Genomic DNA, 20,706 nt, shown 5'->3' with positions numbered 1-20,706 from the left:
CCCTTCATTTATTCACAGCATACTTAATTTTGACGCCCAGTCAAACAAATCCAAAAAAATGGGATAGGGTCAAAAATCATGGCCTTTTTTTCCTAGGTCTATTTTCATACGATGAAAAGGAAGGGGGCGCAGAACATGTTTCCATACAGGACGGGACAAATAAAAACTTTTTTTAGGCAATGGCAATTGCAAAGCATGGTAATCCCAGGCATTATATGGATGTTCATTTTTTGTTATATTCCAATGTTTTGGCTGATTATTGCATTTATGGACTTCAGTATCGCCAAGCCCATGCTGCAATCACCCTTTGTAGGGCTAAAACACTTTCAAGATTTTATTACGGATGACCGTTTTTGGCGCTCGATCCGCAATACTCTAGGGATGAGCAGCATCAAGCTGCTGCTAGGTTTTCCCATTCCCATCTTTTTCGCCCTGATGCTTAATGAAATACGGACGATTCGATTTAAGCGCACAGTACAAACCATTTCATACCTACCGCACTTTATTGCCTGGACTATTTTTGGCGGCATTATGCTCAATTGGCTGGGCGAGGGCGGTGTCATCAACCAACTGATGATGGCGCTCGGACTGCAGGATCGCGAAATTCTGTTTAATAGTGACGCTAAATATTTTTGGTGGATTACCTATTTCTCCGATACGCTGAAGGAAACGGGCTGGAGTGCCATCATTTATATCGCTGCAATCGCTGGCATTGATCCAGGGCTATACGAGGCAGCGGAGCTCGATGGCGCCAACCGTTGGCAGCGGATGTGGCATATTACCATTCAGAGCATACGTCCTACCATCGCTATTTTGTTCATCCTCGCTGTCAGCGGGATACTCGGCAGCAACTTTGAACAGATCTTTATGTTGAAGAACAACATGAACATGAAGATGGCCGAAAGCCTGGATTTATACATCTATAATATGGGCTTGGTATCTGGGCGCCATTCCTTCTCAACAGCCGTCTTGTTTGTCCGCTCCATTGTGGCGTTAGGGCTATTATTTTTGGCCAATTACACATCCAAGAAATTAACTGGCGACAGCATTTTTTAAGAAAGAGAGGGCAGATACATGGAAAGACGCAGAAGATTGCGGCGAACTGGCGTATTTGAGGTGTGCAATGCGCTGCTGATGCTGGCCGTTTGCTTCATAACGCTGTACCCGATGTGGTTTGTATTTATAAATTCGCTTAATGCGCCGGAGCAAGCCATGCTGGGCACAGTAAACTGGTTTCCAAAGGAATTTTCACTAGCCAGCTACAGTGTTGTATTCAATGATAAAAGTCTAATGCACGGCTTCTACATTACTACGCTGCGCACGGTGATAGGAACAGCGGTACATGTGTTATTTACCGCCATTGTAGCTTATGGAATGAGCAAATCCAACTTAATCGGCCGCAAAATCTATCTCAAAATCGCCTTGATTACGATGTTGTTTTCAGGCGGCTTAATCCCTTCCTTTATTCTGATGACAAAGCTGGGCCTTTACGACAGTTTTTGGGTATTCATCATCCCGGCTATGTACACTTTTTTCAATATGGTTATATTCATGAGCTTCTTCCGCACCATTCCCGACAGCTTAGAGGAATCCGCAAAGGTAGACGGTGCTTCGGATTATGGCGTTCTGTTTCGAATCGTATTGCCTAACAGCATGGCCGTACTGGCTACCATATCGCTTTTCTCAGCCGTCTATCACTGGAATGATTATTACCAGGGTGTAATCTACATTCGCTCGCAGGATCAGCTGCCTATGCAAACCATACTGTACAAAATCATTGCGGAGAACTCCATGTCCTTCATGCAGCAGCAAGCCATGGCTCAATTCGGCGCAAGACTGCCTGGCAACTCCATCAAATTTGCATCGATGATGGTGGCAACGCTGCCAATTCTCGTGTTCTATCCCTTTATTCAGCGCTATCTGGTCAAAGGCGTAATGATTGGTGCGATTAAAGGGTAAGTGCTGTACGTTTCTCTAAGCGATCGTTAGCGAGGCGTATGGAACCTATAAAAAAAACAGTAAAGAAAGGGTGTTCATGTCATGAAGCAAAACCTCATCAAGCTAAGCATGGTAATCATTTTAGCCGTAATACTTACATTAGGCTTGGCCGCATGTACCAAATCGGAGAATAACGAAAACAAGCCGACTTCAACGCCTGCGGAAAGTACCGAGCAGCCACAAGGCGAATCAACGCCGAGCCCCGAACAGCCTGCTTGGCAGCTGGATACCAGCCCAGTCGAGCTCTCGTGGTTCGTAGGCGCATCCTGGTATGCCCACAGCTGGGGAGAGAGCTTGACTTCCAAGTACGTAACCGAAAAAACAGGCGTCAATATTAAGCTCGAAGTACCTTCTGGTGAAGCGAATGAGCATATTACCTTGATGATGACCTCTGGCAAGCTGCCAGACTTAATTTCTATGGGCTCTTGGGAAAACGCTGTCAAGAAACTATGGGAAGGTGATCATGTATATGCTTTAAATGAATTGGCAGAGCAGTATGATCCCTACTTCTTTAAGGTTGCGGGTGACGGCACGCTGAAGTGGTATCGTCAAGAAAATGGCAATACGTATGGCATTCCGAATGACTCATATAGCCCTAATCTCATGCATGAAACAGGCATGACAGCCGCCAACCAAACCTTTTTGGTGAGAAAAGATCTGTATGAGGAGATGGGCAAACCAGATTTGAGCACGCCGGAGGGCTTTCTAAATGCACTGCAGCTGCTCAAGGATAAGTATCCCGAGTATAAAGGCCAACCGATTAGTCCCTTCTTTGCACAGGGGAATGTTCCTTATGGGATGAGTGAATACCTGCAAAATCTGCTCGCTGTTCCGCATGAAAAAGACGGCAAAGTCTACGACCGCATTACCGATCCGGATTACCTCGCTTGGCTGAAAACCTTCCGCACAGCATACGAGCGCGGACTGATTAATGTAGATTTCCTAGTGGACTCTGATACACAAGTAGAGGAAAAAACGAACAATGCCCGCTACTTCATGATGATTCGCGAATGGACGGGAATGACGGCTGTCAATCCGATGCTGGCCGCAAGCGGGAACCCGGATTCCAACTACATTGCAGTAGATGGACCGCAAAACAGCAAGGGTGACTCTGCAAAGCTGTTCCCTGGCAACATGGACGGCTGGATGGTTACAATGATTAGCAAATCGACTAAAAATCCTGAACGTGCTATCCGCTTCCTGACATATCTAGCCAGCGAAGAAGGCCAAAGAGATTTATTCCTTGGCAAGGAAGGCGAGACGTGGGAAATGGTGAGCGGCAAGCCGCAGCTGAAGGCTGAAATGGTGAAATTGCTTGAAACGGATATTGAAAAGTTTGAAAAGGAATACGGCATTATGGATACCTACTGGATGATGCGGAACCCTGTTATTATCAACCAGTGGAGACCGGAGAAAGCTCCTGTCATTAAGCAAATGGAGGACTTCGCCAATGCGCAGGCCGATATTGACAGCGGCATCTACAAAGGCTTAGATCCACTGGGTGATTCTGAAGTAGCGGTAGCCTGGTCACGCATCTCTCAAAATTGGGAGGAAGTGCTGCCTGAGCTGATTACGGCTAAGGATGAAGCAGCCTTTGATAAAATATTTGATAATTTTCTTGCCCGCCGCGTGAGTTACGGTTTCGACAAGGTCATGGAATATCGCCAAGCCGAGCTGGATGTACGAAAAGCAAAAATGGCAGAGTAGTTACACCTATAACCTATATACTGCCGGCTGCCGAAATGGTGGCCGGTATTTCCGACTTTACTTACACATTTGTAAGTAACGCCTTGTTACCTACCAGCCGGTTTGTAATATATGGTATATTACGGAGGTAGGGAGGGCCGTTAAATGAAGTATATGCTGACCAAAATGAAAAAGCTTTACCGCAATGCCCGCATATCCCAAAAGCTGTTTCTGGCCTTTAGCCTAGTCATTGCAATCCCTGCCATTTTGGTGTCCTTTTTATTTATCCGTATACAGGAAGCCCAGTTATACAAAGATGCTATGGCCACCGGCAGCAGCCATGTCGCACGGCTGAACGAACAGCTGCGCAGCAAAATGGACATGTTTGAAAACGCTTCCTCAACAGCGCTGACTCAAAAGGCATTCGTGGATTTTATCCACTCCAATATGCGCGGGGATGGTCTCCACCTCGTGAAATTTAAACAAAATCAATTTGAGCAGATGCATAATATCATTGAAAGCCATGAGATGATCAGTGAGCTCAGCTTTTATGTCGATAACCCTAACCTGTTCGAAATTTGGCCCGAAATCTATCATTATGACAAGTTTTGGCCGCAGGATTATTGGGAGACCCTTCGAGATGAAGGCGGCGCAGCATACCGCCTGTTTGCTTTTAAGGATGGCGAGCACACGCTAGCCTATTATCGGTTGGTACGGCTTCAGGGTCAACAGAACAAGTTTCCTACCATTATGGAAATTCGTGCCGAGCACAGCGTATTTTTCAACGACCTGCTGGAGGAGAGCGGAGGGGATTTCTTCTCGGTTGTCATGGACGGAACAAATCCTTCAAAAAATATATACAATACGCAGCATTTATTTTCTCAAACCGCTGGGGATGGGCTGAATAGTATCCTTGGCAGCATTCATCGGCAGCTGGACGTACTTCAACAGGATAGCCCCATGAAGGTCCAAGTAGGAGATCAAACCTACTATGCACTTTACCGTTATATCGCTCCACTGAACGCATATGTTGTGGATATTGCTTCCCATCAAGCACTGATGAAGGGTCCGCGCAGCTGGTATGCCTTTGTGGTAGTGATTGCTTTATGTGTGCTGCTGCTGATTATGCTGCTCGTTTCGCATACGACCCGGCGCATTTTCCGCCGATTGGACAGCGTGTTATCTTCTATGCGTCAGGTGAGGAAAGGCCAATTGGATGCGAAGATTAATATCGGCCTAGATGAACACGAGACCGGTGATGAAATTGATGAGGTAGCCATCAGCTACAACAAAATGCTGGACGAAATTAGTCGTCTGATGACGCAGGTGGTGGATAAGCAGCTTATTGCCAAAAACGCACAGCTGCACTCGCTCCATTCGCAGATCAATTCACATTTTTTATATAACGCACTGGAATCCATTCGGATGCTGGCGGAGGTTCAGCAGCAGCCTGCAATCGCCGATGCGCTCGTATCGTTAGGCTCGCAGCTGCGCTACAGCATGCAGTGGCGCAGCGATACCGTCGCCCTCCGTGAGGAGCTCGCCAACATCGAAAGCTATATCAAATTCATTAACTTTATGGAGGGCGGCAGCATCGTATTGACGGCGGATCTCCCGCAGGAGGTGCTTCACTATGCTATTCCTAAAATGTGCATGCAGCCCATCGTTGAAAATGCGGTTCATCATGCAGCACCTTTAGGCGGCAGTGTACACATACAAATGACCGTACAAGTGGTGAATGACAGCCTATTACGAATTGAGATACGCGATGACGGTGCGGGTGTTGATCAGAAGATGCTGGCTAGTCTGCAAGCTGTGCTGAGCGGCGATTCAGATACGCCAATTGTGACCAGCAAAAACGGCCTCGGCCTCGAAAACGTGCATAAGCGCCTGCAGCTTCATTATGGCAAGGGCTGCGGTCTTTCAATTGACAGTGTGCAGGGCGCTTATACCTGTGTAACCTTACGTTTGCCTTGGGAAAATGTGAATCTTGGAGGATGGTAGGGCATGATCAATATTCTGATTGTAGATGATCAAAAGCACATACGCGATGGCCTGCAGGCCATGCTGCGCCAATTTCCACTGCAGCTTGATGCTATTTATTGTGCCGCTAACGGAATTGAGGCGCTGCACTTATTGCGTCAGCATAACATTCATCTGGTGATTACCGATATTATGATGCCGGATATGGACGGACTGGCGCTAATGGAGCAAACCAAAGAAGAACACCTCAACGTGGATTACCTCATAATTAGCGGCTATAGTGATTTTGCTTATGCCCAGAAAGCCATTGGGCTTGGGGCAAAAGGCTACCTGCTCAAGCCGGTAAAACGGGAGGATCTGCTTACCGCAGTAGAGCATATTGGTCAGGAAATAAAGGCACGGCAAGCCCTTTCCCGCAATATGGAGCATATGTCCCGCCGCGCTGAGGAGACAGACCGTAAAGAGCTTTGCATGTTTATGCAAGGCGCAGTGAACGATGAAGCATGGATTCGGCAGATTCAGCAGCAAAACCCAAAACTTTGGCATAATTACCGTCTGTGCTTGCTGCGGGAAGAGTTGTGGATTAACCAACCGGGGGCAGACAGTGCCCATAGCATCGAATCTATTGCTTACCGTGTTTATGGCAGCCAGGGATATATATGTCTGCAGCACCGCCCATACCTGGTTCTTGCGGTCGATGCGGCCACAGATACGAATGCTTTGCCTGCTGTACTTAAGGCAAGTCAGATTGATGCCACAGCGGCTATGACTGGACCGCAGCAAGGCTTAAAAGGGCTTCCCGGCAGCTATACACAGGTGCTTGAACTATATCGCCATAGCTACTTGTTCCCTGATAAGAGGTGCATCCTACCCGCGCATATAGAGAGGCTGGAGTCGCAATGGGAAATCCCCTATGAAGAGCTATATGCCCTGTTTCAGCTTATTGGCACCAAAAACAGCGGGAAAATTGCCCAAGGCATTTCTACGCTATTCCACAAAAATGTGCTGCAGCGTTACCATATAAGGTACACGCAGCAGTTATGCAGCGCAACGGTGCAGATGCTGGAGGAATATGAGCGGGTGATCCGTCCCTACATGGGGGAAGAGGCGCTTGATATTGAATGCTTGCGGAATCTATTCGATTATCCGGGCATTCGAGATTATATTCAGGCGCTGCAGCAGCAGCTGCTTCGGCTGAATCAGTTTTATTATGATTACAAGTGCAGCTATCGCAAAACGCAGGACTTAAATGAAGCCATTCGTTTTATCCACGAATGTTATCATAAGCCGCTGGACCTCGCGATGGTTTCCAACCATGTGTCGCTTAATTACGCCTATTTTTCCAACCTGTTTAAAAAGAATATTGGCAAAGGCTTTACAGAATACCTGCGCGATGTGCGCCTAGATAAGGCCCGCCGCTTGCTAGCCGAAACCGATCATAAAATTATCGAGGTAGCCACCATGGTTGGGTATGAAAGCTACAAAAGCTTTACAAGGGCATTTCGCGATGTTATGAATATGCAGCCCACGGAGTACCGGCAGCTTATGCGGCGGAAGCTTGAAAGAGAAGGAAAATATCAGGGCAAAGCACTATGAGCCTTCAAAAATAATCAAAACCCAAAAAATTGGGTCATAACAAAAACAAATGGACCTTTCCAGCTGTTAATTGTATTCGATAGAATAAAGGTGCACTCCAATGTAAGCGGTTTCCTCCAAGAACTTACACAATCAATTGCCTCAAAATAAAAGGAGCCGCAGGGGTAACCATATTTTATTGAAGGAGGACAATAATGAAGGTACTTCACCATTCACAGAAACGGTTTAAGCAGAAGGTACTGAGCTTGTTCTTGGCGGTAGCGATGATGGCGAGCGTCGGGCTATTGCCATTTTCGAAAATTCAAACCGTCGATGCAGCAGGCACCACCGTTACCTCTATGGCTTACTTTTCAGCAGCAGATGGGCCAGTCATTTCAAAATCAGGGGTTGGGCAAGCAAGCTACGGTTTCGTCATGCCTATATTTAACGGCGGCTCCGCCACATGGAACGATGTTTCCGATGACGTAGGCGTAAATGTGAAAGTAGGGGGCAACTGGGTCAATATTGACAGTGCCGCTGGCTATGTCTATAACCAAAACTGGGGGCACTGGAGCGATAGCGGCACTTACGGCTATTGGTTCACTCTCTCCGCAACAACAGAAATTCAACTGTATTCTAAAGCTAATGGAACGACCCTTAACTACACGCTTGTATTTCAAAATATAAACAAAACAACGATTACGGCTATGACCCCTACCCAAGGGCCACAAATTACTGCAGGCTTTACAGGGGGTGCAGGCTTTACTTATCCTACCTTCAACAATAATCCAGCCATTATTTATGAAGCTGTAGCGGATGATTTGAAGGTGTTTGTAAAACCTGTAAACAGCAGCACTTGGATTGATATTAACAATAATGCTGCCAGCGGTTGGATCTATGATAGCAACTTCGGCCAGTTCACCGAAGGAGGCGGCGGCTTCTGGTTTACGGTAACCGAGTCTATTAACGTAAAACTTGAATCAAAAACCTCTTCGGCTAACGTCATTTATACGATAACCTTTAATCAACCCGTAAGAAATTCATATGTCATTACTCCCTACGATGGAACAACCTTTACAGCAGATTCGAAAGGCGTCATCGGCATACCGCTGCCAAAAATTGATGGTGGCGCGCCAATAGGCACTGAGCTCGGAAAATTCGTATACCAAATTAACATCAACGGGCAATGGGTGGATATGGCGAACTCCAGCCAGAGCGGATTCTCATATTCCGGCAATGGTTACAATAACATGTCCGATGCCAATCAGTGGGGATATTGGGCTGACTATATCTATGGCCTTTGGTTCCAGCCCGTCCAGGTGAATATGCAAATTCGAATCGGCTACCCATTGAATGGGCAGGCAGGCGGAAGTGTTGGCAGCAACTTCGTTAACTATACCTTTATCGGGAATCCGGATGCTCCCCGTCCAGATGTATCCGATCATGACGATGTGGCAATCGGAACGCCAAGCGACCCAGCCATTGCGGGCATGAATCTCATCTGGCAGGATGAATTTAGCGGTACAGTGCTCGATACGAACAAATGGAACTATGAAACCGGCTATTATATCGGTAACGATCCCAACAGCTGGGGCTGGGGCAATGCAGAGCTGGAGCACTATACCAATAGTACACAAAATGTATTTGTACAGGACGGAAAGTTGAATATCCGGGCGTTGAACGATCCAAAATCGTTCCCGCAGGATCCAAGCCGGTATGCTCTATATTCTTCAGGCAAAATTAATACCAAAGATCATCTATCCTTCCAGTACGGCAGAGTGGATATTCGCGCGAAGCTGCCTACAGGCAATGGTGTCTGGCCTGCGCTCTGGATGCTTCCAAAAGATTCAGCTTACGGTGCATGGGCCGCATCTGGTGAGATTGATATTATGGAAGCCAAAGGACGTTTGCCTGGCACAACTAGCGGTGCCGTGCACTTTGGCGGACAATGGCCAGTGAATCGATATATTGCTGGGGAATATCATTTCTCGGAAGGGCAAACCTTTGCCAATGATTATCATGTGTATACGATGATCTGGGAAGAGGATAACATTAAATGGTACGTGGATGGGGAATTCTTCTTCAAAGTCTCCAGAGATCAATGGTACTCCGTAGCTGCACCGAACAATCCGAACGCTCCATTCGACCAGCCTTTCTACATCATTATGAATCTCGCAATCGGTGGGCATTTTGATGGCGGTTTAGCTCCAAGCCCATCTGATATTCCTGCGACGATGCTGGTGGATTATGTACGGGTTTATAAAGAAAACGGTGGCCAAAATCCTACGAACGTGCCTGTTACCGGTGTAACTTTAAACCAGAGCACTGCACAGCTGCAAGTAGGACAGAGTGTACAGTTAAACGCCACTGTTGCACCCTCTAATGCAACAAATAAACAGGTAACTTGGAGCGTTTCGGGCTCCAGCATCGCTTCCGTAAATCAGAACGGTGTGGTGACAGGGCTCGCTCCAGGAACAACAACGGTTACGGCAACAACGGCTGACGGCAACAAAACAGCCAGCTCTACCATCACGGTTGTACCCGCGCCATCAACCGTTATCGTCATTGGCGATGCGGTGCGTGGCCTGAAAAAAGCGGGCAATAACTTGACGTTTTATGTGAATGGCGCAACCTTTGCCGATTTGCACTATAAGATAAATAACGGTGCACAGCAAAACGTAGCTATGACCTCGTCAGGAAACGGCAACTATACTTACCCTGTAAACAACCTGCAGTCTGGGGATACCGTCGAATACTTCTTTACCTATAATCCGGGACAAGGCGCGCTGGATACTCCTTGGCTCACCTATATTCATGGGGTAACGCAAGGAACACCGGAGTAAACCGGAGAATCCTGGCTAGACAATTCTTTACTGGCCTGCTAGTAGTAACACGCGAGGTCATTTGATAGGTTCTTTAACAGGCGAGGGTGAGTCTTCCCCTCGCCTGTTCACTTTGCAGCCATCTCTCTCATTGGAGGCCGATGAGCAACTAAACATGGAGCTTCATGATGATATTGACAGATTTAGATTTAGAGTAAAATTCTGTGTTCTAATATATTTTTCAAACTGATATGAGACTTTGAAGGTCCTAGCTTTATAAGGGAATCTTGAAATTCAGCAAGTTCCTCAATCGATGCTGTTTGTACCTTATGTAGATGAAATGTTTCAAAAAGCCCTTGCTCATGGAGCAATCTCTTTTATAGAACCGGATTATCTGTCACTTGGAGATTGCGGTTGGCTGGATGCCCTTAGAGGAAAAGCATGCAACGAACGTCAATTATATCTAAGTACTGTTCGCTGTATCACTCATTTTTTTTGAAAAAAGGCATCCAATGGGTGCCTTTTTTATCATTCTAGATCCCAACCCGGCAGCCGTGTATCCATGCACTCATAATTCTTCAGGACTGCTCCCTATTCGCAATCTGCTCTTGGGCGAGACGGATCATTTCCCGAACCATGGAACCGCCAATTTTGCCACCGACATGGCCCACTGATTCCGTAGTCAAATGACCATTGTTTCCTGGATGCAAAGGTACTCCAAGCTCCTTCGCCACTTCGTATTTTACGTCGTCCGGTTGATTCGGATTCACGGCATAGCCTTCGCGTTTCATTACATCTGCTTTGAAAGCTTGCATCCCCTGTTCAACCCCAGGCACCGCATATTTTCTCCTTCTTCTTGCCATCATACAACACTCCCCTCGATATTTTCTCTCTAACTTGCCCGTAAGCACAAAAATTCATCCCTCTTCCGCATCAGCACGAGAAATGCAGGACCATCAAACAGTTGATAAACTGTTGAAATTTATACGCACGACCGCAGTGGAAAATATCTTGGAGAATCTTTGTTTTCCTCTATACTCGACTTCTATTGGCCACCTACCATGAAACATAGAAATTCGACCTACTTAGAGCACAGCTCAGCTTAACGGATCAATCGTCGAAAATTATAAAAGGAGCAGCCGCAGCATGCTCCTTTGTTAGTGTTCTAATGAATTCTTACTTCATTTTGCAAGAGCTTTATCCAGCTCGTCAATGTTACCATGCCAGAGTCGGTCATCCTCCTTACGTAAAAATCGCCGTCCGATTCCCATCAGAGAACGTGAACGGCAACAATTTTGGAGTCATCACGTAAGTGGCAGTCCTTTAATAGACCAATTCCGCCAGCAGCTTCCCAAGTTTATCAAGCAACTGCTCATTAGCTTCTATGCAGATCGGCTTAGATTTTTCAAACTCTTCTTTATCCTTGAAACGTTGACGGAAGGTGACTCTGGTGCTGCCTTCAATGCTCTCGAAGGTAGCCGTTATCCGAAATTCGTGACCGGACACATGATCGAGCACAATCCGCTCTGACGGTACGATTTCAACAAAGACGATATGGTTAGGATAATTCACTCCATCCGGTCCATGCATGATGAACCGCCATGTGCCTCCCGGCCTGATACCACACACTTGATTCGTATTCGTGAAGCCTTGCGGCCCCCACCACTGGGCTATCAAATCGGGGGTTGTCCAAGCTCGAAACACGAGCTCCCGCGGAACATTGTATTCGCGAGTAGCCATAAGTTCGTTTTCAACTTTTGTCATGTTCCTACTCCCCGTCTACTGTTTTTCCAAGTGCGTCCAACATGATGTTTGTACCATGCTCCCGTATTTCTAGCGTATCGTGTCCGTCAAAGAACGCACCTTGCTCCGTGAAAATCAGCTTTGTACCGTCCTCCACTTTAATAAGCTCTATCGTTGTAATCGAGACGGAGATGCGTGTGCTTCCCGAATCCAGCGTGTACGTGTAAACAATGCGCTGCTCTGGAACAAGCTCCTGATAGTAGGCGTCAAAGGTAAAAACTGGCCCTTCCGGCGGCCCGCCGCTGCTGTACTCCCGCCCGCCGACCTGAAAATCGAAGATCTCTGGCTTCGAAAACCACTTCGCTTTGGCAATTGGATCGGCCCAAGCGTGATAAACCCTCTCCGGCGAAGCTGCATAAGTCCGCTCGACGACAAAAGTTCCATGTTTGACAAATCGTTCGTTCATTGATTTTCCTCCTTATTTTTTGGACTTCCGCTCTCCTCGATAAGAAAGTCCCCTAATAGGTTCAAATGTCGCTCCCAACTCGTTTGCCGTTCAATGACCGGTTTCTCGAATTCCATTTTCATCGCTTGCAGAAGGCTTGTGAAATCTTCAACTGTTAATTCCGCTTGACCTTGCATTAGCTTGGATACATGTCTGAGCTGCTCCAATAGTTTTTGCTGTCGTTTGATCTGTTCTTTGATTTGATTGATCTGCAGGTTGACGATCTCAAGCGGGCTGATCTGCCCACCGCTTAAGGCCAGCTTAATCTCCTCGAGAGATAACCCCAGCTCCTTAAGCGATAATATCTGGTGCAAGCGTGATAAGTTCGATTCACTATATAGCCGATGGCCCGATTCCGTCTGGTCGGATGGCGATAACAAACCGATTTGATCATAAAAGCGCAGCGTTCTTACGGTCAGCCCCGTCAGCTTGGCGAGGTCCCCGACCTTCCAATGTTGCTTCATTAACCATCTCCGATCTTTGGCGCTAGCTATATACCGGTAGCTCTATTGTAAAACATTACGTTACGTAAAGTGCAAGTGGAATTGTATCTCTCTCCCAATTTTTTTGCGTCGCTAATTTTGAACACAGGTAGGTTATTTTGTCTAATGGCGAAAACTCCGCCGCGGCGCTATTTTATGCAATTGTAATAAAAAAATACGCTTGGGGTTCCAAGCGTATTTTTGTGTTTTTTTTAATTTTCTCCCTGCTTCAGACGGATAACGCCGCCGCTCGTTCCGCTCGATTTACTTCTGACTTTCCTGTTGGTTCAGCAAATAAAACAGATAATCGGTCGGGAACCCCGCATATCCTTGCTGCCTCAGCATCGCGGTCACATTGCCCCGATGATACGTCCCGTGGTTGACCACATGCTGCAGAATCTCAGAGAACCGCGTATTGAGACTACCGTACTTCGGATGCTCGATCGTCATCTCCTTGTCCGGGTCGGGCGTTCGCTGCAGCAAATCTCGGTACTGTTCGGCGACGCCGGCGAACAGCTGCCGTGTCTCGTCCACTGTTTTGCCTTGCGCTTGCTCCGCCCAGACCGACATCCTCGGAAAAATGTTTTCATTCGGAACTCCCGCGAGCACGCACAGATAAAGCTGTTCGAACAAGTACATATGCCCGAACGTTTGTGACACGGACGGGAAAACGCTCGTTACTTCCGCATGGAACACATCCTTCGGAAGCTGCTCTAGATGTCCGAATAAACGCTCGTTCGCCCAAACGTGATAATCATACAATTGATGCGTTTGTTTAAGCATGGGTGAATCCACCATCCTTTATTCATCGTCGTTCGGCTGCTGCAGCCTTTCCATTATCATACACCGGGCTTGCTGACAACTGTTGTCAGTGAAGTACAATCGGAATCGTCTGCATAATGTTTTGCAATTCCTATCGCTAATTCCTGAATGCGATATTTCAGATCCAGCGGCTCACGAATGCGAATGGCTGTGCCGAACGTCATCAGATACATTGGAAGGTACTTGTTCATTGTTGGGGTATCGAGCAGGAATTGCGCCTCCCGGTCGGTCCGTTCCGTCAAATAGTGGCGCATATGCCAGTGGCCGCAAACTGCGTTCAACGTGACCGGGTCCCCCTCGATGCGAATGACCGTCAACGGTCCGTCCGCTTCTCGTTCCCGCTTGGACTGGTCATGGAAATAGGCGGACGCTGAGAAGTGCTCCGGCTTTTCGAACCGCATATCGGTCGGCTCCAGCCGTGCGATACGATCCACGCGGAACGTCCGAACCGCTTGCGACCGATGACAGAACGCGACAGCGTACCATTCGTTTCGGACATAAGCCAGCCCGTAGGGATCGATGTTACGTTCGTCGGCCTGTTCCGCATTCGGTTTGCGGTAGGTGATGCGCATTGTTTGTCCGTCATCCGCCGCCTGCTCCAGGTCTCGCAACAACGGAACGACGGAAGGTGGACGCGACGGAGCAATCACATCCATGCCGCTCGTCTGACGGGTTAGATCGTGAAGCTGATCTTCGTGCAGCCCGTTCTCCACCTTCTTCAACGCGCTTTCCAGCTGTTCTGTATACGGATAGCCAGCGCCTTGCGTAAATTTAAACGCGTCTACAAGCGCCTTCAGCTCTAAGGGATTGAAGAACAATGGTGTCTCCTTGAAGCTTTCCATAATGCGAATGCCGCCGTCATGGCCCGATTCCGCGACGACCGGCACCCCGCTGGCGCATAGTGCGTCGATATACCGGTACACGGTGCGGACGCTGATCTCCAAACTGTCTGCAATCTGCGCGGCGGTGAGCTTCCTTCCGGATCGCAGCATCCACAGCATAGACAGCATGTTATCCCATTTTGCCATAGTGGCCGCCTCTTTTCCTCGGGTAATTGAACTTCATTTCACCGTCATTTATGATACGGTTCTCCGCGCTGTCTGTAACGGCAGGTTTTATTAAAAAAACGGGCGCCAAATCCGGCGCGCCCGTTAATTTATATTAGTATTCGACTCTCAAGATTCCATGTCCTGGAGTCTATTGAATGTTGAAGCTGGCAATAATTTTGTCGTATTCCTTCAAATCTTTATCTTGATACCGGGTCTTATCGACAAAAAACATCAGTGTTGCGAAATTAGAATCTTTTTGGATGAAGACCAGTTTGCCGACCGTGTCACTTGTCTCGTAATCGATCACCTGGGCTTCTGCTCCGGCGATCTTTGTGTTCGTTTGCTTGTTTACTTTGACGTATTTGAACGCATTCTTTAATGCCTGCTTGATATACTCGTCCAAGCCTAAGCCTTTCTCTGACTCCAATTGGAAGTCGACTCCCATATAATAGTTGCTGTACAGCTTCCGATTATCAGTCATTACAGAGGGTCTCCAATTGCCATTAATGACAATCTGAAAGAAGTTCGCGGTGTCATGATCAGACAAATTCACATACATAGGACCGCCGATGATTAATTTGTTTGTCTTGTTGTCAAAAACGAGCTTCGAAGTGAGACCGAAATAATCAGAAACACTCTTGGCTGGCAAATATAAGCTTCCATTGTACTGTAATGCTTTGATACCATCGATTTCCTGACCGTTTAACTCCACTTTGATCGAAGGATGAAAGAGCGCCTTTACTTCCTTCCAAGCAGATCCTGCCCAGGCTCCAGTTGCGTTGCCAAGCAAGAACATTGCTGCAATAATCCCCACCCAATATTTCTTCTTCATTTACCTTCCCCCTACTATTCAACAATAGCCTAATTCTACCATATCTTTTCAAAAAGGGGCGTTTTAAGAGGATGTTGCACCTATCAAAATGGATGAAATTCTAAATAATTGATCTCGGCTTCGCCATCTACATCATGACTTCTTTGTAAAACTAAATATTTCGTTCCTCATACTCAAAGGGTTCTTCGCAAGAGTACATTTCATGAAAAAACCCTTTGTACGGGATATCGTCTTCCAAACATTTTATAAGATACGACAGCTCCTCATCACACTTTGGTTCCTCACCGTTGTTCTGCATAACCTCGAATGCATCAATAATATTTTCCAAGAGATTTACTTTGATAAATAAAGGCACCTTATCCAACGCCGAATCTTCGAGCTTGGTCTCGGATCTGTATCCCGCGAGGACTGTTTCAAAATAATCATCCATAAACTTTTTACGTTTACCGGCGTCTGGCTCAAATTGTATCCACCCCACTCCGCTTGTCCAGAGGCCTGCCAAGTCAAACATATACCAACCGAAACATGAATTATCGAAATCATATACGGTTATTTGTCCGGTATCAAAATCGATTGAATAATTCCCATCGTTGTAATCAAAATGGAGCATTCCGAACGTATCCTGGTTGCTGTCTAGTCCTTTTAAGGTATTAAGGAGCTCTACCAGCTTTTCCTTAAGCAGAGATAAGGAGTCGGGGATCAATTTATCAATATATTCGGCATTGTATTTGTCAAAAAAACTATGCCGACGATGAACAGGCATATACCCTTTCGATATTTGGTGCAGTTTCCCTAGGGCTTTGCCGCAATTGTAATAATATTCGGTAATTGGAGCTCCTTCTCGGTACTGATAATTATTTTCTACAAGCATTTTTCCCTTAGCCTTTTCAAACAGACAGACAAAAAAGGTGTGGTTATTATGTGTAATCTCCTCCAGCAGATTCCCCTTACGGGAGCTGATTACATTTGAGACACTTCCCCCATGCTCGAATAAATATCTAACATACTCAACTTCTCCCAGAAAATCTTCCCGGTTCCTGTCAGGTAAAAAAGCGATTCTAAGTATTTTTGCGTCGGTGCCCTCTTTCTCACAGGTATAAACGACATTCCTTCCTCCATCATGTGCCGGAATCAGCTGAATTTCATAGCCTTCTAATCCGAATAACTCCGATACTACTGTAAGCAAATAGGTATCACCGATTGAAACAACCTCGTTATAATTCATACAAGTTCCTTTCCGCACAAACATTTATTTTTTCATACTCTATAAAAAGAACGTACCATAATAGCGGCACGCTCAATGGACTTTTTTGATCATTTTACTCTGATGGGCGCAAACCATTCCATCTGACAGTACTCGCCATCGTATGCATCCGTGTCGATTTTTTCTACGAAAAATTCGCTATCCAGAAGCTCATATTTCCCTTCGTTCTCCTTTGCAAGCCTATCGATAGCATGATATAGCGCCTCTGCCCGCAGTTCACTAATCTCCTCATAATGATGGTTCCCTATATAACGAAAACCGACGCATAAGGAAGCAGGGACGGTGTCACCTGAAAAGCCGTCAGGAATATCGTTCAGATTCTGTACGCGTATAGACGGTAGATAGTGCGTCCAACTAAGTGATGGATCAAGTGTCTTTGTTAGACCATAATAAATATTAGGTTCTACTGGACTTGGCACTTTATGCCGATTGTTCCACCAAAACTGCTTAGCAACCTCGGGCGCTTTTGTCGGCGCTTCAGCAATTTCAATTCGATACATTTGCCCAATTAAATGAAACGATGGCATCATGACCATATTCGGCCCGTATACCAAGTTTCCGCAAACATTGTTTTTCGGAAACAGATGAAGAGGAGCTGTTATATGAATGTTTCTCCCGGAATGTCTGCATTCGCCAGGCGTAAGCCCATATTCGCGTTTAAACGCGCGTATGTAGGTTTGCTCATGTTCATAACCGCATTCGATTGCAATGTCGAGAATTCGTTTCTCGGTAAGCATCAAATGCTCCAAGCTCGCGGCAAGCTTTCGAGAGCGGATATAGCTTTGTAGCGGCACGCCGAAAGCGAACTTGAAGAGTCGACGCAAATGAACAATGGAAATCGGGAGATCGACCACATATTCTGCCTCCCTAGTACCAGAAACATTTTCTTCTATTCTTGATAGAAGCTCAGACAAAAGCTTGTATAATTCCATGCAACACTCCTAGGATGTTATTGTTCCTTATCATTAAAATACATAAGAACTATTAGCAAAATTATACCATGATATGGAAAACGTTGTTGTTTTCTGCATATAAAAAAGGGGCTGTCTCAAAAGTCATTTTGCGATTTTTTGAGCACTGCTTAGAACTTATTTTCATCGAGAAAAAGAACCTCAAGCTCCACTATACAGTGGAATTTGAAGTCCTTTCATTTGAAAATGGGGATGTTCCCCTGTCATGCAAAGACTTTTGCGGCAGCGTCTGCAGCAGCTTCATCTAAGTGCAGAAATGCACTTATTTAACCAAATCTTCTTCAAATCTGCTCAATTAGAGGTATTTGTACACCTATTTGCAACATTCCAATCTTGTTTGTTAAAAACAGGTGCACTTTTACACTTATTTACTCTCCACTTTCGGCTCGCGCACATTACAATCATACGACGATCATCGCTGATGCTGGATATGGTCAGTCTGAGTTATTATGCGCTACAAGCAGCAAGCAAGGGAAAAACTGAGCTGCGAGGAAGGATATTCGCTGTCGGTAAGACGAATGATTAAACCCGAAAGACTTTTAGGGCAGATAAAGAATAACCAAGGATTCCGGCGTTTCTGCTTCGCAGCTTACCTAAGGTAAGTCTGGAGGTCGGGTGGCTTTCGCTTGCCCATAATCCTATGAAGCAAGCAACCATAGACCAGAATAGAAAAATAGCAGTACAGGAATAGCTCTCCTGTACTGCTATATATTTACCAATACACCCGTTCAAAGCGAGCTATTCCTCAGCGAGCTTGATGCTTATGGGACAGCCCCTAGACATTCTTATTACGATTCGAGCTTACAGGCCGCTAGCCCTCTACAGTCCAAATTTTCGCTGTTGCTTATTTAATATTCTTTTTTAATTACAAAAAACGAACCTCGGATTGTTCCAGCTAGCTTAGACTTCTGCCTCGCAAACTTAAACTTTCCTTCTAACTCATTTGGTACTTCCATCCCCTCAGAAAGCTTAAAGCCAACAGCCCGCTTCTTAGCGTCATCAACCGTATACATGACGTTGATTCCAAGACCATCCTCATAAAATACGTATGCAAATTTAATATTCTCCACTTGGAAACGCGACGTTTCTAAAGGCTTGGCCGCAAACGCAATATCACGCTCTTTCAATACTTGGTTCACATAATCAAGTGTATCCTGACTTTCGCTAGCCGGCACAACCGTAAATTCATGTTTGTATTTATTCATAAAGTAACGGGCTTCATTAGCGCGCAAACCAGCAAGCGCTTCTGCTACAGGTGAAGACTCTAAACCAACCGTAGACACATTTTTAAAATCAACGATATAAGACATGTCCATCTCTCCTTTTATAACATTATTTCCAACAAAACTTGTCATTATTTATAATATCATTCCTTATCCCCACCATTCTACTACGCAAAGCGGAGAAAACAGATATGATAGGCGGTACGGTTCAAAAGCCTTCTTTACCTGCTTCGGTTTATAAATATGGACGAATCGTCACTTATGCTGATCACTAATTTGGCTTAGAATTACCGTATAAGATTGAAAAAGGCTGTGATTCTAATGTTAATCAAAAGAGACAAATGGTTGCAATATCGCATCTTTCGCAGCAGATCCTCTCTCGCCGGATGGTTGCCACAAACACAGTTGCTTAAGAAGAACACCTTGTCGAAAATGCTGCTTCAATATCAAAGCGTCGTACTGAAACCTCGCAACGGGAGTTACGGAAGGGATATCGTGTTCATCAAACGGAACGGTACGAATGCCTATCGTATTCATAACGAACAGAATGCAGTTACCATGAGAGACACTGATAAAATACTCAAATGGCTTCGTAAAAAAAACAGTGCTCATGGCTATATTGTCCAAAGACGTCTGCAGCTTGCTCAAATTGGGCACAAGCCGTTCGACATTCGCATAATGGCTCAGCGGAAAAAAGGCTCTTCATCCCCTTGGAACGTGACAGGCACATACGCAAAAGTAGCGGCGCAAGGATATCTAGTCACAAATGTAACTAGCCGCACCATTCCAGTGCTTGAGGCGCTAAAATTAGCCCGAATCGGAGATCGGAGCTTGCTTGTCAAAGTGGAACGGATCGCACTATTGGCTGCCAAAAGACTTGGAGAGCGTTACCCCAAGCTTAGACAAGTCGGGTTCGATATAGGCATCGACAGAAAGCATCGAATTTGGATCATTGAAGGCAATTATTAACCGGACTTGCGTCCTTTTCGGCTCTTGAAAGATTCCTCGATGCAGCGCAGAATATCATGGTATAAGAAACATTAGAGCGAAAAAAAGACGACCAGCCTTTTATCCTTGGCTTGTCGTCTTTTCATTTTTATAACCTATTCTTGATCATGCCCCGTTTGGGATTTTACTTGCGTCTACTTGTACTCACAACACGCGTCACTTGGAACTTATTTACCCCTACCTGTATAATAGCAAACTTGCTGAAAGAAGTGCCGGAAGAAGTATACGGCTCCGCTTCAATATTTCCACTCGGTGTTCTAACCGTTGCGGTGATTCTAGTCACCAAGCAAACTCCACGGCTAGATGCTGTCCACGTCTCGTCACGCTGAACCGCATAATTGTCGTCACTACAAAAGATGGATGCATATTCAACTTTTCCAAACGCATTAAACGATGTGGAGTTAAATATTTGAACAGGGTCGTAACCCGTAGGTCTTCTATTTCCCATCCCCAAAACCTCCTTGATATTGGTATCGTTCATTAAATGCAATTTAATAGTTTTTGGTAAGGTATAAATGTGGACAAGGAAAAAAAGCACGTTTGTCCAATGGTCGCGGAGATACGTCAGCATATGATGATGCACCTCAAACAAAAAAAAGAACCACCTTCGTAGTTAAACAGGTGGTTCGAGAACTATAGGTTTAATACAGCGAGCGCTATTACTATGCTTCTTATGGCTACTCGAGAGAGTTTTGCCCTCTTTTATCCTCCCGATGAAGGAAATTCTTTAATCTTTCCATTAA

The 20,706-nt window shown here is 45.9% G+C and carries 19 protein-coding genes and 1 pseudogene; 9 read left to right on the top strand and 11 right to left on the bottom strand.

Annotated features, from left to right (window positions below; all coding sequences use genetic code 11):
• Positions 1 to 135: 135 nt before the first annotated feature.
• The 6 genes from ACIFSR_RS07630 to ACIFSR_RS07605 all read left to right on the top strand — a co-directional run bounded on the left by ACIFSR_RS07630 (position 136) and on the right by ACIFSR_RS07605 (position 10,085).
• Positions 136 to 1,056 (top strand): ABC transporter permease, encoded by a 921-nt coding sequence (locus tag ACIFSR_RS07630; protein ID WP_430056368.1) that lies wholly within the window; start codon positions 136 to 138, stop codon positions 1,054 to 1,056.
• Between the two features lie 18 nt (positions 1,057 to 1,074).
• Positions 1,075 to 1,959 (top strand): carbohydrate ABC transporter permease, encoded by an 885-nt coding sequence (locus tag ACIFSR_RS07625; protein WP_430056365.1) that lies wholly within the window; start codon positions 1,075 to 1,077, stop codon positions 1,957 to 1,959.
• Between the two features lie 81 nt (positions 1,960 to 2,040).
• On the top strand, positions 2,041 to 3,705 hold the full coding sequence (locus ACIFSR_RS07620) for an extracellular solute-binding protein (RefSeq protein WP_430056363.1): 1,665 nt from the start codon (positions 2,041 to 2,043) through the stop codon (positions 3,703 to 3,705).
• A 144-nt stretch (positions 3,706 to 3,849) separates the two neighbouring features.
• The gene (locus tag ACIFSR_RS07615) at positions 3,850 to 5,688 is read left to right on the top strand and encodes a sensor histidine kinase (protein ID WP_430056360.1); all 1,839 of its coding nucleotides are present in this window, start codon (positions 3,850 to 3,852) and stop codon (positions 5,686 to 5,688) included.
• A gap of 3 nt (positions 5,689 to 5,691) precedes the next feature.
• The gene (locus ACIFSR_RS07610; RefSeq protein WP_430056357.1) at positions 5,692 to 7,263 is read left to right on the top strand and encodes a response regulator transcription factor; all 1,572 of its coding nucleotides are present in this window, start codon (positions 5,692 to 5,694) and stop codon (positions 7,261 to 7,263) included.
• Between the two features lie 194 nt (positions 7,264 to 7,457).
• On the top strand, positions 7,458 to 10,085 hold the full coding sequence (locus ACIFSR_RS07605; RefSeq protein ID WP_430056354.1) for a family 16 glycosylhydrolase: 2,628 nt from the start codon (positions 7,458 to 7,460) through the stop codon (positions 10,083 to 10,085).
• Between the two features lie 557 nt (positions 10,086 to 10,642).
• Here ACIFSR_RS07605 and ACIFSR_RS07600 read toward each other — a convergent pair.
• The 9 genes from ACIFSR_RS07600 to ACIFSR_RS07560 all read right to left on the bottom strand — a co-directional run bounded on the left by ACIFSR_RS07600 (position 10,643) and on the right by ACIFSR_RS07560 (position 17,693).
• On the bottom strand, positions 10,643 to 10,930 hold the full coding sequence (locus ACIFSR_RS07600) for an alpha/beta-type small acid-soluble spore protein (RefSeq protein ID WP_430056352.1): 288 nt from the start codon (positions 10,928 to 10,930) through the stop codon (positions 10,643 to 10,645).
• Between the two features lie 457 nt (positions 10,931 to 11,387).
• Positions 11,388 to 11,828, bottom strand: coding sequence for an SRPBCC family protein (locus ACIFSR_RS07595; RefSeq protein ID WP_430056350.1), 441 nt, complete (start codon positions 11,826 to 11,828; stop codon positions 11,388 to 11,390).
• Positions 11,829 to 11,832: 4 nt separating this feature from the next.
• Positions 11,833 to 12,273: an SRPBCC family protein gene (locus ACIFSR_RS07590; protein ID WP_430056348.1), complete on the bottom strand. Its 441-nt coding sequence runs from the start codon at positions 12,271 to 12,273 to the stop codon at positions 11,833 to 11,835.
• Complete coding sequence (locus tag ACIFSR_RS07585) at positions 12,270 to 12,776, bottom strand: MerR family transcriptional regulator (RefSeq protein WP_430056345.1); 507 nt, start codon at positions 12,774 to 12,776, stop codon at positions 12,270 to 12,272. Before ACIFSR_RS07585 ends, ACIFSR_RS07590 begins: the two co-directional genes overlap by 4 nt.
• Positions 12,777 to 13,058: 282 nt before the next feature.
• Positions 13,059 to 13,577, bottom strand: a complete 519-nt coding sequence (locus tag ACIFSR_RS07580) for a DinB family protein (RefSeq protein ID WP_430056342.1) — start codon at positions 13,575 to 13,577, stop codon at positions 13,059 to 13,061.
• 56 nt (positions 13,578 to 13,633) lie between these two features.
• Positions 13,634 to 14,644, bottom strand: a complete 1,011-nt coding sequence (locus tag ACIFSR_RS07575) for a helix-turn-helix transcriptional regulator (protein WP_339205747.1) — start codon at positions 14,642 to 14,644, stop codon at positions 13,634 to 13,636.
• Positions 14,645 to 14,813: 169 nt separating this feature from the next.
• On the bottom strand, positions 14,814 to 15,497 hold the full coding sequence (locus ACIFSR_RS07570; protein ID WP_339205749.1) for a hypothetical protein: 684 nt from the start codon (positions 15,495 to 15,497) through the stop codon (positions 14,814 to 14,816).
• 151 nt (positions 15,498 to 15,648) lie between these two features.
• A complete protein-coding gene (locus ACIFSR_RS07565) occupies positions 15,649 to 16,722 on the bottom strand; it encodes a phosphotransferase enzyme family protein (protein ID WP_430056339.1) in 1,074 nt (357 codons plus the stop codon).
• Positions 16,723 to 16,811: 89 nt separating this feature from the next.
• A complete protein-coding gene (locus ACIFSR_RS07560) occupies positions 16,812 to 17,693 on the bottom strand; it encodes a helix-turn-helix domain-containing protein (protein WP_430056337.1) in 882 nt (293 codons plus the stop codon).
• A gap of 244 nt (positions 17,694 to 17,937) precedes the next feature.
• On the opposite strand from ACIFSR_RS07560, the gene ACIFSR_RS07555 reads away from it, so the two are divergent.
• Entirely contained in the window at positions 17,938 to 18,258 is a 321-nt protein-coding gene (locus tag ACIFSR_RS07555) for a hypothetical protein (RefSeq protein WP_430057104.1), read from the top strand.
• Positions 18,182 to 18,423 (top strand): annotated as a pseudogene (locus ACIFSR_RS07550) (transposase); the annotation flags it as partial. The gene ACIFSR_RS07555 and the pseudogene ACIFSR_RS07550, both read left to right, overlap by 77 nt.
• 157 nt (positions 18,424 to 18,580) lie before the next feature.
• Here the strand turns inward: ACIFSR_RS07550 and ACIFSR_RS07545 are convergent.
• Entirely contained in the window at positions 18,581 to 19,042 is a 462-nt protein-coding gene (locus ACIFSR_RS07545; RefSeq protein ID WP_430056335.1) for a phage tail protein, read from the bottom strand.
• Positions 19,043 to 19,276: 234 nt separating this feature from the next.
• On the opposite strand from ACIFSR_RS07545, the gene ACIFSR_RS07540 reads away from it, so the two are divergent.
• Positions 19,277 to 19,924, top strand: coding sequence for a YheC/YheD family protein (locus ACIFSR_RS07540; RefSeq protein ID WP_430056333.1), 648 nt, complete (start codon positions 19,277 to 19,279; stop codon positions 19,922 to 19,924).
• A gap of 163 nt (positions 19,925 to 20,087) precedes the next feature.
• Here the strand turns inward: ACIFSR_RS07540 and ACIFSR_RS07535 are convergent, their stop codons facing one another.
• On the bottom strand, positions 20,088 to 20,411 hold the full coding sequence (locus ACIFSR_RS07535; protein ID WP_076266536.1) for a hypothetical protein: 324 nt from the start codon (positions 20,409 to 20,411) through the stop codon (positions 20,088 to 20,090).
• Between the last annotated feature and the right edge of the window lie 295 nt (positions 20,412 to 20,706).

Origin of the sequence: Paenibacillus sp. NRS-1760 (assembly GCF_050467785.1) — a bacterium.
Classification (GTDB): domain Bacteria; phylum Bacillota; class Bacilli; order Paenibacillales; family Paenibacillaceae; genus Pristimantibacillus.
Note: the sequence above shows the minus strand (reverse complement) of the source record. Positions and strands in the feature narration are given on the sequence as shown.